At 64.0% G+C, this 12,797-nt stretch carries 12 protein-coding genes and 1 tRNA gene; 6 read left to right on the top strand and 7 right to left on the bottom strand.

Going from position 1 to position 12,797, the window contains the following annotated elements:
• Position 1: 1 nt before the first annotated feature.
• Positions 2 to 304: an acyl carrier protein gene (locus tag HMPREF2550_RS09605; protein WP_070790842.1), complete on the bottom strand. Its 303-nt coding sequence runs from the start codon at positions 302 to 304 to the stop codon at positions 2 to 4.
• A 24-nt stretch (positions 305 to 328) separates the two neighbouring features.
• Between HMPREF2550_RS09605 and HMPREF2550_RS09600 the strand changes: the two genes are divergently transcribed.
• The 3 genes from HMPREF2550_RS09600 (at position 329) to HMPREF2550_RS09590 (ending at position 3,012) form a co-directional block, all read left to right on the top strand.
• Complete coding sequence (locus HMPREF2550_RS09600) at positions 329 to 1,315, top strand: alpha/beta fold hydrolase (protein ID WP_070790841.1); 987 nt, start codon at positions 329 to 331, stop codon at positions 1,313 to 1,315.
• Entirely contained in the window at positions 1,312 to 2,247 is a 936-nt protein-coding gene (locus HMPREF2550_RS09595) for a Rib/alpha-like domain-containing protein (RefSeq protein ID WP_070790840.1), read from the top strand. Before HMPREF2550_RS09600 ends, HMPREF2550_RS09595 begins: the two co-directional genes overlap by 4 nt.
• Before the next feature lie 162 nt (positions 2,248 to 2,409).
• Positions 2,410 to 3,012 (top strand): hypothetical protein, encoded by a 603-nt coding sequence (locus HMPREF2550_RS09590; protein WP_070790839.1) that lies wholly within the window; start codon positions 2,410 to 2,412, stop codon positions 3,010 to 3,012.
• A 201-nt stretch (positions 3,013 to 3,213) separates the two neighbouring features.
• Here HMPREF2550_RS09590 and aceE read toward each other — a convergent pair whose 3' ends face one another.
• Positions 3,214 to 6,042 carry a pyruvate dehydrogenase (acetyl-transferring), homodimeric type gene (gene aceE / locus HMPREF2550_RS09585; RefSeq protein WP_371441180.1) on the bottom strand — a complete coding sequence of 943 codons (2,829 nt, stop codon included), beginning with the start codon at positions 6,040 to 6,042 and terminating at the stop codon, positions 3,214 to 3,216.
• A 115-nt stretch (positions 6,043 to 6,157) separates the two neighbouring features.
• Between aceE and HMPREF2550_RS09580 the strand changes: the two genes are divergently transcribed.
• On the top strand, positions 6,158 to 6,568 hold the full coding sequence (locus tag HMPREF2550_RS09580) for a DUF3052 domain-containing protein (RefSeq protein WP_070764075.1): 411 nt from the start codon (positions 6,158 to 6,160) through the stop codon (positions 6,566 to 6,568).
• 62 nt (positions 6,569 to 6,630) lie between these two features.
• A tRNA-Val gene (locus HMPREF2550_RS09575) sits at positions 6,631 to 6,706 on the top strand.
• 74 nt (positions 6,707 to 6,780) lie between these two features.
• Here the strand turns inward: HMPREF2550_RS09575 and rhuM are convergent.
• Complete coding sequence (rhuM, locus tag HMPREF2550_RS09570; RefSeq protein ID WP_070790837.1) at positions 6,781 to 7,782, bottom strand: RhuM family protein; 1,002 nt, start codon at positions 7,780 to 7,782, stop codon at positions 6,781 to 6,783.
• 484 nt (positions 7,783 to 8,266) lie between these two features.
• Here rhuM and HMPREF2550_RS09565 point away from each other — a divergent pair, with 484 nt between their 5' ends.
• Positions 8,267 to 10,039: an exonuclease domain-containing protein gene (locus HMPREF2550_RS09565; protein ID WP_070790836.1), complete on the top strand. Its 1,773-nt coding sequence runs from the start codon at positions 8,267 to 8,269 to the stop codon at positions 10,037 to 10,039.
• Here HMPREF2550_RS09565 and HMPREF2550_RS09560 read toward each other — a convergent pair.
• From HMPREF2550_RS09560 to HMPREF2550_RS09545, 4 genes are read right to left on the bottom strand one after another with little or no spacing between them, the layout of a single operon-like run.
• Positions 10,036 to 10,746: a hypothetical protein gene (locus tag HMPREF2550_RS09560; protein ID WP_070790835.1), complete on the bottom strand. Its 711-nt coding sequence runs from the start codon at positions 10,744 to 10,746 to the stop codon at positions 10,036 to 10,038. The two genes, HMPREF2550_RS09565 and HMPREF2550_RS09560, sit on opposite strands and share 4 nt — an antisense overlap.
• A 25-nt stretch (positions 10,747 to 10,771) precedes the next feature.
• A complete protein-coding gene (locus tag HMPREF2550_RS09555; protein WP_070790834.1) occupies positions 10,772 to 11,659 on the bottom strand; it encodes an SURF1 family cytochrome oxidase biogenesis protein in 888 nt (295 codons plus the stop codon).
• A 6-nt stretch (positions 11,660 to 11,665) separates the two neighbouring features.
• Complete coding sequence (locus HMPREF2550_RS09550) at positions 11,666 to 12,148, bottom strand: low molecular weight protein-tyrosine-phosphatase (RefSeq protein ID WP_070790833.1); 483 nt, start codon at positions 12,146 to 12,148, stop codon at positions 11,666 to 11,668.
• The gene (locus tag HMPREF2550_RS09545; RefSeq protein ID WP_246819795.1) at positions 12,135 to 12,779 is read right to left on the bottom strand and encodes an HAD hydrolase-like protein; all 645 of its coding nucleotides are present in this window, start codon (positions 12,777 to 12,779) and stop codon (positions 12,135 to 12,137) included. The genes HMPREF2550_RS09550 and HMPREF2550_RS09545 overlap by 14 nt, the downstream gene beginning before the upstream one ends.
• Positions 12,780 to 12,797: the final 18 nt, after the last annotated feature.

Raw genomic sequence — 12,797 nt, 5'->3', positions numbered from 1 at the left:
CTCACTGCTCATCCTCCAAGAAACTCGCGAGTTCGCCGACTGTCTCGCACTCATCGTAGACGCGCTCGGTGATCGGTGCGCCGAACTCATCCTCGATGCGGATGGCCAGCTCGATGCGGTCCAGCGAGCTGATGCCCGTGTCGTTCAGCGCCGTCGACGGGGAAACGCTGTCCTCTTCGCCGGTGACGCGCTCGATCAGCGCGGCCAGGCGCGAGAAGGTGTCGGCGGGGGCGTCGTTTTGGGGCTCGTCGGCGTCGAGAAGCTTGCTGAAGTCGCCGAGGTTGAGGCGTTGGGAGAGTTCCATACACCCAATAATAAGGTGGATGGCATGCTTCGCCCCCTCGCCTACGCGCGCACGCTCACGCCCGCCGCGCGCCGCAACCTGTTGCGCACCCGCGCCCTGCTTCACGACGCCAACGGCGCCATCGGCCTGACCTACACCCGCACCGGCACCGTCGACGTGGGCGGCCGCGAAGTCCACTTCTACGAGACCGGGCCGGAGGACGCGGATGCGACGACCGTGGTGTACGTCCACGGCTTCAATATTTCGGCGGAGACGTTTTATATGCAGGTGCGTGGCGTCGAGAAGCTTGCACCCGGGGTGCGCCAGATCCTGCTGGACCTGCCCGGGCACGGGCAGAACCCGACGCCCGACCCGGCGGCACTGACCATCGACGCCGCCGCCGACGCCTGCGCCGCCGTCCTGCGTGCCCGCGGCGCGAGCGGCCCCGTGATCGTGGTGGGACACTCACTCGGCGGGCCGGTGTCTTTGTCCATGATGCGGCGCTACGCCTCCGAGTTCGACTGGGCGGGCAGCGTGCAGATCTCCAGCGCAGTGGAGCCGTTTACCGTGCAGGGGCTGCCGCAGATCCTCGCCGGGCCGATCGGGCGCATGCTGGAAACCGTCACCCGCGCCACGCCGCGCTTTGCCGAAGGCGTGCGCGAAATCGTCACCGACACGATCGCGCCGGTGCTCGCGCTGGGCTTTTACTTCCGCCCGATGCCGTACGACATCGTCGACTTCCACGCCGCCATGATCCGCGAAACCCCGCTGGAAACCTACGCCGGCTACTTCCAGGACCTGCTGGATCACTCCGAGCTGGACGCCGGCACTGTACTTGCTGAGCTTCCTGGATATATCCTGGTTGGTGACCGAGATAACGTCACCCCCGTGTCGCAATCGGAGGCGCTGTACCGCATCTGGCCGCGCGCGTACATGCAAGTGCTGCCGGAATCCGGGCACATGCCGCCGCTCGACGCGCCGGGTGCCGTCACCACCGCCATCGTGCGGCTGATCGAAGGAGTCGAGCCATGAAGCGGATTGTGATCGCGAGCCTCGTCGCCGCCTGCCTGGCCGCGGGCGTGCTTGTGCCTGGCGGGGCAGTGGCGGCGACGGAATGCACCGCGCGCGTCGACAACGGCGTGTCAGATGGCACCCAGATGAAGGACAAGCACGAGCCCTACATCGACACCACCCCGCACACCGTGGGAAAGGTACCGGGTTACTACGTCAGCACCCCCGCCCTCTACGACCTCAAAGACATGCCCAAGGGCGCAACCTGGGCGATCGCCACGCAGGACAACCTCACCGCACCAATCAAGGTGCAGCGCCGCGGCGAGCAGCTCGAGCTCTTCCTCCAGCACAACCTGCGCAAAGAAGGCGCGCCGCACCCATCCATCCAGCCCGGCCCTAACACCACCGACAAGCTGGACATCCGCATCTGCTACCCGGACAACTCCACCGAGCTCGTTCAGATGCACCCGCAGCTCGTGCCCGAGCAGAGCTTTCTTTACGACCTCACCTACGAGCCCCAGCGCGCCAACCCCGGCCAGCAGGTAACCATCCGCCCCAAAAACGGCAACTACCGGGAGTTCAACGCGAACCCGCTGCAGCTGCCTGCCGACGCGTCCTGGTCAGTGACCTCGCACGCGCGCTGGGCTGCGAACATCGACGAGCAGGGCGTTGTGACCACTACCGTTCCTCAAGACTCCCGTGCGGGTTCCGAATTCACGGTGACAGTGCACTACGCCGACGACACCACCGACGAGGCGCGCTTCACCATCGCCAACACCGGCAAAGGTACCACCGACAAGCCATCTGTTCCTCCTGCGGCCAAGTCCGGATCCTCCGGCGCACAGATCGCTGCGCTGGTGATCGGCCTGATCGCCGCAATTGGTGGCGCCGTCGCGTTCCTGCTGCCGCAGCTGGCCAGAACCTTCGGGGACGGGCTGCACCTGCCGGTCTAGCGGGATGCGCGTGATAAATTCCCCCATAATTTTTTCGCGACCTGGGCGAACGCGCGGCGGGGTGTAGAATTTTTCACGCGTTCGCCGGCCTTTAGTGTGACTGGTGCTCTACGTTCGTTGTGAATCTGTTTTGCTGGAAAGCGAATATATAGTTACTGGATTATGACCAAGAAAATCCTGTCCGTCGCCGGTGCGCTCATCCTGGTTGTTGCTCTGCTGGGTGGCGGGTTTCTCGTTGGGAAGTCGGACTTCCTCAGCGCTCCAGTAGAAACCGTCACAGAGACGGATAACTCGGAGATCATCCACGCGGTGCAACGTCGCGAAGAAATCGTGCTGCTCTCCACCTCCACTCAGGGGCTCTACACCACGCAGAACACTGCGAGACTCTTCAAATGGGGCGTCCCCGGAAGCCAAAAGACGAACATCCTGCAGTACAAGTTCACCACCAAACTGGGCCTCGACGGCAAGGAAGTAAAAGTCGAGGAGGTAGCGCCCGGCCACTTCAAGCTCATCATTCCGCCTTTTAAGTTCATTGGCTTCTCTGACCCGGAATTCAAAACCGTGCACCAGCATGGCGAGGTGCTGAGCTTCGTCACGGCAGACATTGATACCGCGGAGGGCATCAACGCGGTGTTGAATGAGGAGAAGCGCGCCGAGCACATCCAGCTGAACCTTGACCTCCTGAAGGAACAGACTCAGACCTTTTACGATGGCATCATCCACGCCGTCGACCCGGAAGCAGAGCTCGAGTTCGAGTTCCGGTAGCCGGAGACAAGCTGAGTCTGCCGGTCGAGCGGAGTCCGCGTGAGAAATCACGCCATAATTTTTCGGCGACCTGGGCGAACGGGCGCCGGGTTGCAGAATTTTTCACGCGGCCACGCGGCCACGCGCAAACCAGCCCAACCCACGCAAAACGCCCCCTTCCCGGCAACAAACCGGAAAGGGGGCGCTGCTCACGCGAACGGCTTAGTCTTCAGCGCCGCCGTTCGGGTTGGGGTGCGTCGGGTCGTCGATGTGCATGTCCTTGGCGGCCTTGCTGACCACATCGCGGTCGATCTTGCCCTCGTTGGCCAGGCCGAGCAGGGCGGCGACTGCCATGGATTCCGCATCGATGTTGAAGTAGCGGCGGGCGGCCTCGCGGGTGTCGGCGAAGCCGAAGCCGTCCGCGCCCAGCACGATGTACTGGCCCGGCACGTAGGCGCGGATCTGCTCCTGCAGGCTGGTGGCAAAGTCCGAGGTGGCGATGTACGGGCCCTCGGTCTGCTTCAGCTGCTTGGTGGCAAACGGCTCGGCCGGCTCCTCGCCCGGGTTGCGCAGCTGCTCGTTGGCCACGCGCGCGCCGTCGCGAGCCAGCTCGACCCAGGAGGTCACCGAGTAGATCGCTGCACCGACGTTGTACTCGTCCTGCAGGATCTTCTGGGCGCGCAGTGCCTGCTGCATACCGATACCGGAAGCGAGCAGGGAGACGTTGTGCTCCTTCTTCTCGCCCTCGTCGTAAAGGTAGATGCCCTTGTGCAGGCCCTCGACGTCCAGGTTCTCCGGGCGGGCCGGCTGGTGGGTCGGCTCGTTGTAGACGGTGATGTAGTACATCACGTCCTCGTCCTCGCCGGAGCCGCTGCCGTACATGCGCTCGATGCCCTTGGACACCAAATACGGCATCTCGTAGGCGAACGCCGGATCGTAGGTGATCACGGCCGGGTTGGTGGACGCCAGGACAGGGGAGTGTCCGTCCATGTGCTGCAGGCCCTCGCCGGTGAGCGTGGTGCGGCCGGCGGTCGCGCCGATGATGAAGCCGCGCGCCATCTGGTCGCCAGCGGCCCAGAAGTTATCGCCGGTGCGCTGGAAGCCGAACATGGAGTAGAAGATGTACATCGGGATCATCGGCTCGCCGTGGGTCGCGTACGACGTACCGGCGGCGATGAAGGAGGCGGACGAGCCGTCCTCGTTGATGCCCTCGTGCAGGATCTGGCCGTCCGACGCCTCGCGGTAGGACAGCTGCAGGTCGTGGTCGACCGGGACGTAGTTCTGACCCTTCGGGTTGTAGATCTTCTGCACCGGGAACCAGGAGTCCAGGCCGAAGGTGCGGGCCTCGTCCGGGATGATCGGCACGACGCGCTTGCCAAGCTCCTTGTCGCGCATCATGGCCTTGAAGGTGCGCACGAGCGCCATCGTGGTGGCGACTTCCTGCTTGCCCGAGTCCTTGAACAGCGCCTTGTAGGTCTTCTCAAAGTCCGGCTGCTCAAGTGCCGTGTAGGTCTCGCGGCGCTCCGGCAGGTAGCCGCCGAGCTCCTCACGACGCGCCTTGAGGTACTTGATCTCCTCGGCGTCCTCGCCCGGGTGGTAGTAGGGCGGCAGGTACGGATCCTTCTCCAGCTCCTCGTCGGAGATCGGGATTTCCTGCTTGTCGCGGAAGAGCTTGAGGTCCTCCAGGGTCAGGTTCTTCATCTGGTGGGTGGCGTTGCGGCCCTCGAAGTTGTGGCCGAGGCCGTAGCCCTTAATGGTGTGCGCGAGGATGACGGTCGGCTTGCCCTTGGTCTCCAGCGCGCGCTTGTAGGCAGCGTAGACCTTGCGGTAGTCGTGGCCGCCGCGGCGCAGCGCCCAGATCTCCTCGTCGCTCATGTCCTCGACGAGCTTCTTGGTGCGCTCGTCGCGGCCGAAGAAGTGCTCGCGGACGTAGGCACCGTCGTTGGCCTTGAACGTCTGGTAGTCGCCGTCCTTGGTCGTGTTCATGATGTTGACCAGGGCACCGTCTTCGTCCTTCTCCAGCAGCTCATCCCACTCGCGGCCCCAGACCACCTTGATCACGTTCCAGCCGGCACCGATGAAGAAGGTCTCCAGCTCCTGGATGATCTGGCCGTTGCCGCGCACCGGACCGTCGAGACGCTGCAGGTTGCAGTTGATCACGAAGGTGAGGTTGTCCAGCTCGTAGAGCGAAGCCATCTGGAGCAGGCCGCGGGATTCCGGCTCGTCCATCTCGCCGTCGCCAAGGAAGGCCCAGACGTGCTGGTTCTCGGTGTCCTTGATGCCGCGGTCCTGCAGGTACTTGTTAAAGCGTGCCTGGTAGATCGCGTTCATCGGGCCCAGACCCATGGACACGGTGGGGAACTCCCAGAAGTCGCGCATGCCGTGCGGGTGCGGGTAGGACGGGATACCACCCTGCGGGCGGGAGTGCTCCTGACGGAAGCCGTCGAGGTCGTCCTCGCTCAGGCGGCCCTCGAGGAAGGCGCGAGCGTACATACCGGGGGAGGCGTGCCCCTGGAAGAAGACCTGGTCGCCGCCGTGCTCGGCGTCCTTACCCTGGAAGAAGTGGTTGAAGCCGACCTCGTAGAGCGCAGCTGCGGAAGCGTAGGTGGAGATGTGGCCGCCGACCTTCACGCCCGGGCGCTGCGCGCGGTGGACCATGATGGCGGCGTTCCAGCGCATCCAGCGGCGGTAGCGCTTCTCAATCTGCTCATCGCCCGGGAACTCCGGCTCCAGGGAGGTGGGGATAGTGTTGACGAAGTCCGTGGAGGACAGCGCTGGCAGCTGCACGCGCTTCGCGTTCGCGCGCTCCAGCAGGCGCAGCAAGAGGTAGCGTGCGCGCTCCGGATCAGACTCTTCGAGCAGCCCGTCGAAGGAATCCATCCATTCCTGGGTTTCCTCCGGGTCGCTGTCGTGCAGGTAGGACGCTACACCGTCGCGAATCAGCTCGATGTTCGACTCTTTGGCCTGGTCTTTCTCTGCCACGAGAAAACCTCCCTTTGTTTTGGGGCAATCGTTCCCCACCACCCTACTTCGTTTCGGGTTTTCCGGCATTTATGGGCCACCGCTTATCGACGCCACATTCACCCACTTTCCCGCCACAACTCCCACAACAGATGTAAGCTCTATTGCACTGTCGTTGAATCATCTACATGGAGGAAACAAAACTTTGGGCGCCGCAGGTGTCAACACGTATGCAGACCGGCTGAATATTCACGCCGACGACGTTGTACAGGAGATCGGCTGGGACGAAGACGCCGACTCTTCCATCTCGGAAGCCATCGAGGACGCAATCGGTGAGCAGCTCCTAGACGAGATGACCGACGAGCTCTGTGACGTCGTGCTGCTCTGGTTCCGCTCCGACGACGGCGACCTCGTCGACGCGCTCATGGACGCCATCCGCAACCTGGGCGACAACGGCCGCGTCTGGCTCATGACCCCCGGTGCCTCCAAACCTGGCGGCGTCCACCCGGGCGAGATCTCCGAGTCCGCCCAGCTCGCGGGCCTGATGCAGACGAAGGCGGACCGCTTCGGCGAGTGGCAGGGATCCTGCCTGACCGCCGCAGGCACCAAGAAGTAGTCTGTGCCCTGACCTGCAGGTTAGGCGGTCAAGCGGTGGTTCTGCTACTGTTTACCGCTAGCGCGCCGTTAGCTCAGCTGGAAGAGCAACTGGTTTACACCCAGTAGGTCGGCGGTTCGAGCCCGTCATGGCGCACCAAGGCAAGGCCTCTTTCCGTTAAACCGGGAAGGGGCCTTTTCACTTCGCCACGACATTTCCACGACACGCGCGCATCAATCAGCCGTGTCCTCACCTCGCCTCAACGCTTTCACTTCTCGCTCAATTTGCGCCATATCCTTGGCATTGACCTCTGCGTCGAGTCGGCGTTGGTACTCACCCCATTCGATCTTGGCCTTCTCCACTGCCTGTTTGTGCTGGCGTTTGCCATATCCCTTCAACACCTCGCGCTCGTTGAACACCAACCAGGCATCCGTCTTTTCCATCCAGTCCTTGAGTAGAAGTGTTTTTCCCATTTCGGACTGGTCCTCGGCGTAATCCAAGAACATCGTGGTGAGGCGTCGCATTCGGCGCGCCTCGTCCTCCGTGAGAAAGTTTTTAGCTATCTCCATGTCTCCTTTGTGGGGTTGTTCGCCTTGCCAGGTGGTAAGCCCCGCGTTGGGTTTTTCACGGTCGGCGCGTTCCCAGATGAGTTCGGCGGCGGTTCGTCCATGAGTAGCGAAGTGGAGCCGATTTTGGATCCCTGCGAAGAATTGGCGAACGGAGTTGAACGACTTGGTCTCCTCGTAGTCGGCACTGGTTGCGGAGATGACGTCACAGATCTTTCGGAAGAACTGACGTTCTGATACACGGATCTCGCGGATACGCTCGAGCAGTTCTTCGAAGTGAGTGTCCTTGCCGTCGTTTTTGAGACGTTGGTCATCGAGGGCAAAGCCTTTTGTGAGGTACTCGCGGAGGACTTCCGTAGCCCATTTCCTGAATTGAGCGCCTCGTGGTCCGCGTACGCGGTAACCGACAGCAAGGATCATATCCAGGTTGTAGTGGTTCGTACGTCTATCTTGACCTGGCTGTTGTAAAAGTTTTTTACATTCGCTTTCCGATAACTCGCCGGCCCTCAGTATTTCGCGAATGTGGTGGTTGATCGCTGGCACGCCAACGTTAAAGAGCTCGGCCATTTGCGCGGTTTTGAGCCATGCGGACCCGTCTTTGATTTGGAGGCGTACGTGTGCCGCGCCATCGGGTGTGGTGTAGATGGCGACTTGGTCTGGGCTAGTCAAGGGACCTGTACCTCGTCTCAGTCTCTTTGTGGTCTCGTCGGGACTACCGCCGGTAGCGTAGTCGGGCGAACCGTAGTGGAACTCCCAGACGCCATATTAAGAGTTACCCCGAACATCGCCTGCGTCGTTGTTCGAACGGTGTGAGGCTAACTTGTCTTGTTGGTCGCTCAGCGTGTCCATGCGGTCAGTATCTACCTCGCCTTTACAGGAACACCCGTTTGCCGGCCATGTCCATCGCTTTGAGCTACTCATCAATTTGGTTTAAGTAGCCGATTGCAAGACGGTGGTCGCGACTATCACGTGCGCTATTCCATTTGCTGAAGATTTCGAGGAGTAATTCTGCTGGGTTTGCCATGAATGTCATACACCCACATGGGTCACTTCGCCCGGCTGTGCTGCGGAGAGGGGCCTTCAGCGTGTCAGAGGAACGGCTGTAAACTACAGGGTTCTGCAAGCTTTACGCGGCACCTAGGAGAATGCGGCAGTGGATCAGCGCAACGGGTATGCGGTCATTGACCTCGAGACCACCGGCTTTGGCAAGTACGACCGGATCGTGGAGATTGGCGTGGTGCTGCTCGGCCCGGACCTGAATGAGGAGGACCGGTGGCGCACGCTGGTCCAGCCGATGCGCGACATCCCCAACTCCGAGATCCACGGCATCACCGCGACCGACCTGGTGGACGCGCCCACCTTCGATAAGGTCGCCGAGGAGTTCCGCGCGGTTGTGGGCAGCCGCACGCCGGTTGCCCACAACGCGCCCTTTGAGAAGCGCTTCCTTGCCGCCGAGTTCGACCGGGCCAACCTGCCCGACACGCTGCCGGAGCAGTGGGTGGACACGATGAAGTTGGCGCGGGAGTATGTGGGCGTCGGCAAGCTGAGCGAAGCGTGTAAGTTCGCGGGCATCCGCAACGAGCGGGCGCACTCTGCGCTTGGCGACGCCGCCGCCACCGCCGAGCTCTTACGCTACTTCCACAGCGCACACGGGTGGCACTCCAGGATCGGCCAGCTGACACACCACCTGCCGGCGAGCGGGGCGCGCGCCGAGGACGCCTACCGCGACAGGCTCGCGAACGCGCTGCGCGACAAGCAGATCACGCGCGAGGAGGCCCACGAGCTCGAGGCCGCCGCGACTGGTCTGGCGCACGAGGACGTCGAGGCGATCAACGAGGAGTTCATCCGCCAGCTTGTCGTTCAGGCCTGGGCCGACGGCGTGGTCACGGACGCTGAGCGCGCCGAATTGCTCGCCATCGCCGACGCGCTCGGGGTGGACCAAGCGCTGGTCGCGCGCCTCATCAGGCCCCTGCCTACCGACGTCACGCTCTCGCCGGGTGACCGGGTGGCGCTGACCGGCACGCTCGCCATGCCGCGCGAGGAGTGGACCGCCCGCGCCACCGCCGCGGGCCTCGACGTCGGCGGCGTGACCAAGAAGTGCGCGGTACTTGTCGCCGCCAACCCCGACACCATGAGCGGCAAGGCGCGCAAGGCCCGCGAGTACGGCGTGCCGATCATCGGGGAGACGCAGTTCGCGCACCTCATCGCGACCATGGGAACCTCCGCTTCGCTTATCGACGCCCCCGCAGCCGAAACCTCACCTGTCCGCCTCGCCGCAGCGTGGATCGCCGAGCGCGCGGACCGCCCGCTGCACGAGCTGGCACCGCAGCTGCGTCCCGGGGATGCGCCGGAGGCGACGGGGACCGGGATTGATAAGTATCTCGAGCTGTGGGGCGAGCACTTTCCGCAGATGCTTGAGGCCAGCGCTGCCGACCTGCGCAAACTCCACGGGGTGGGGGAGAAGCGGCAGCTGAAGCTCGTGGAACTCGTGGTGGAGCTTGCCGCTGACGGTGCCGCCGAGCCAGCTGAGAGAGTCGCGCCGGAACCCGAGCAGCAAAAGGCTTCACCCTACGAGGAACCCGCGCCCACCAAGCCGAAGGACGCCACCGACTGGGTGTACCCGACGCCGGAGGAGCTCATGCGGGAGGCGAACAAGCCGCTCTCCACACCCGTGCCGCAGTACGAGGATCCATTCGCTGTCCTAGCACCGGAAACGCCGAAGAAGAACCGCGCGGCGCAGGTGTGCAAGTGGTCGGCGATTACGGTGGTCGCGTCCTTTGTGTTCATGATGATCCTGGTTGGCGCCTTTGATGCGGAGGGCGAGGATCCGCTGTCCATTCTCACCGCGCTGGTGTTCCTCGGCGCAGGTGTGAGCACGGTGATCTCGGGGATCGTGGCGATTATCGCCTGGTTTCGCCGCAGCTAGCTCTCCGCCTCCGCGAACAGGACGGTAAACAGGTTGTCAATCGCGGCGTTGCGGGCCGCTGCGCGCGCCGCCGCGGCCGTAACCGGCTTCTTCGCGTCCGGTGCGGTGTGCGGGGCGGGGCGGCCGTGGACCACTGCAGTCCGCGTCGCACCGGCATCGATTTCACTGAGGTAGACCACTGCGGTTTCCCCGTCGGCGGTGCTGAAGATCCCGGCCTCGCCACCGTTGGGGATCGCCGCGGCGATCAGGTCGGGGATCAGCCCGTGCGAGCCGTTGACACGATCCGGCTCCCACCCGCCCGCAGAAAGATCGTAGGAGACGTCCACCACGTCCCACTCGCCGAACTGCAGGCGCGCAGTCCCGGTGTGCAAAGCACCCGGGTCGGGAACCACCGTGACGTCGCGCAGATCCGTGCCCGCGGGCGCACACACGGCGCGGATGTAGGCGGGCAGCTGCGCGTGCGTGGTGGGGTAGATGCCGGTGTTGTCGGGGAAGGTGATGTTGGTGAAGAAGGGGTGGGCGTCGGCGTCGATAAGCGAGAGCACCGTCGTCGCGGGCGCGAGGCGGAAGCACTCGAGGTCATCGCACACGCCGTCTTCCACATCGGCCGGCTCGATGCCGGGACTCAAACGCAGCCCGGCGCGGTCGAAGAGGTCGAGGTGGGCGGCCAGGATGTCGCGGTCGGTGACGGTCAGTTGCGGTGGCATCGGGATCCTTCCTTCGCCTGAAAAGTTAGCGTTCCTCCTGCCTATCGTAGGCCCGTTGCCACGGGTTGCGCCGGCTTTGCCCGTAGCGCTCGCGCGGGGGTGCGGCGGCGGCCTCCTCGACGGCAGGAGTAGTACCGAGTTCTTCCTGCTCTTCGCGGAAGCGGCGGCGTTCGCGGGCCTCGGCAAAAATGAAGTAGATCAGCCCGGCCGGGGCCATGATGCCAAAGGCGATCCACTGCAGGCCGTAGGAGAGGTGGTTGCCGGTCTCCAGCATGGGCAGCGGGATGGCGGTGAGCACGCCGGGCTCACCGGAGAGCAGCTGCAGGTAAGGCTGCGTAAGTTCGGTGCCGGTCAGCTCGCCGACTTGGCTGGGGTTGATGGAGTAGACCATGTCGTAGCCCTGGTCGTGCATCGGCGCCTTGGTGTGCTCCGGCTCGCCGGCCAGCAGCATGGCGGTGATGGTGACGTCGCCTGTCGGCGCAGGCGCGATCTCGGGAACGTCCGTGGAGTTCTCCGCGGGCACCCAGCCGCGGTTGACCAGGATGGTCTCGCCGCTCTCCAGCTCAAAGGGGCGCAGGACCTGGAAGGCGGGGTTGCGGTCGACTGGCCGCAGGCGCAGCAGCACGTCCTCGTCCACGTAGCGCCCGGTGGCGACCACGCGCGACCACTCGTCGTCCGGCCCGAAGCCGTCGAGCACTTCGGAAAGCGGGACCGGATCGTGGTCGAAGGCCTCGGTGATGTGCTCGTTGCGCTGCTCGAGCGCCTCGTTCTTGCCCAGCTGCCAGGGCGCAAGGAAGGTAAAGGCGTAGTAGGAAAACAGGGCGATCAGGATGGCGGCGATAATCCAGCCGGGGTTGAGCAACGTCTTCCACCCGCGCTTGGTGCCGCCTGTCTTACCCTGTTTGCCCTTCACGCCTGCCTAGTCTAGCTGGTCGTTCACCCAGACGATAATGCCGTCGGCGGCCGCCTCGATCTGTTCGCGGGTGGTGGTAAACCCGTCCGTGCCGCCGTAGTACGGGTCGGCAACCCCGGCACCCGCGGGGGCGGCCGGGTCGAAGGAGCGGATGAGCCGCACACGATCCTCGTCCACACCGCGGGCGACAAGCTCGGAGACGTGGTTGGTATCCAGCGCGACGATCAGGTCGGCATCGTACCGGTCCCCACCGAATTGGGCGGCGACGTGCTGCGATCCGTCGTAGCCGTGCGCGGCCAGCTCTTCGCGCGCCCGCGAATCGGCCGGGCCGCCGACGTGCCAGCCGCCGATGCCTGAGGACGTCACGCGCACGCGCTCGCCCAGCCCGGCTTCTGTGAGCTTGTCGCGGATGATCACCTCGGCCATCGGCGAGCGGCAGATGTTGCCGGTGCAGACAAAATCGATGTGGAGCGGTTTAGCGGTATTCATTGACAATCTCCTCCAATTCGCGCGCAGAATGCGCGGTGTGCGTGGCTTGCGCCCATTCCTCTTCCGTGCCGTAGCCCCAGGTCACGGCCACCGACGGCAGCCCGAACTCGGCGGCGCCACCAAAATCGTGGGTGCGATCGCCCACCATCACGGCCCGCGCGGGCGCGTGCTGCGTCATCACGTAATCGAGCACCTCGACCTTGGTGCTGCGCCCGACGTCGTGGTTCGCCGCGCCCAGAAAATCGATGTGCTTCAAAATGCCGGTGCGCTCGAGTGCGAGTCGCGCAAAGCGCTCGCTTTTCGACGTCGCCGTACACACCCCAACACCTTGCCCCTTCCACCGAGCGATCAGCTCGGCCATGCCGTCGAAGACTTCGAAGCGCTGCCAGCCCTCGCCGGACATGTAGGCCGAGTACGCTTCCATCGCCTGATCCACTTGCGCAGGCGAAAGGCCTGCGGCGGCCATGGAGTCGCGCATCGGCGGGCCGGGGATGCGGCGGATGAATTCCTCACTGGGGCGCTCGGCCCCGACGGCGTCGATGCCTCGGAGGAAGCCCTCGCGGATGCCGGGGTAGGAGTCGATGATGGTGCCGTCGACGTCGAGAAGCACTGTTAATTGCGTATCCTTCACGGCCCCCAGCATGGCAAA

This window comes from Corynebacterium sp. HMSC074A01, from assembly GCF_001831515.1.
Taxonomy (GTDB): Bacteria; Actinomycetota; Actinomycetes; order Mycobacteriales; family Mycobacteriaceae; genus Corynebacterium.
Note: the sequence above shows the minus strand (reverse complement) of the source record. Positions and strands in the feature narration are given on the sequence as shown.

What these genes read in the sequence shown, in the direction of transcription:
- HMPREF2550_RS09560 (WP_070790835.1), bottom strand. Translation starts at nt 10,746, where the DNA reads ATGCCACCGCAACTGACCGTCACCGACCGCGACATCCTGGCCGCCCAC.
- aceE (WP_371441180.1), bottom strand. Translation starts at nt 6,042, where the DNA reads ATGCCGGAAAACCCGAAACGAAGTAGGGTGGTGGGGAACGATTGCCCC.
- HMPREF2550_RS09590 (WP_070790839.1), top strand. Translation starts at nt 2,410, where the DNA reads ATGACCAAGAAAATCCTGTCCGTCGCCGGTGCGCTCATCCTGGTTGTT.
- HMPREF2550_RS09595 (WP_070790840.1), top strand. Translation starts at nt 1,312, where the DNA reads ATGAAGCGGATTGTGATCGCGAGCCTCGTCGCCGCCTGCCTGGCCGCG.
- HMPREF2550_RS09605 (WP_070790842.1), bottom strand. Translation starts at nt 304, where the DNA reads ATGGAACTCTCCCAACGCCTCAACCTCGGCGACTTCAGCAAGCTTCTC.
- HMPREF2550_RS09550 (WP_070790833.1), bottom strand. Translation starts at nt 12,148, where the DNA reads ATGAATACCGCTAAACCGCTCCACATCGATTTTGTCTGCACCGGCAAC.
- HMPREF2550_RS09600 (WP_070790841.1), top strand. Translation starts at nt 329, where the DNA reads ATGCTTCGCCCCCTCGCCTACGCGCGCACGCTCACGCCCGCCGCGCGC.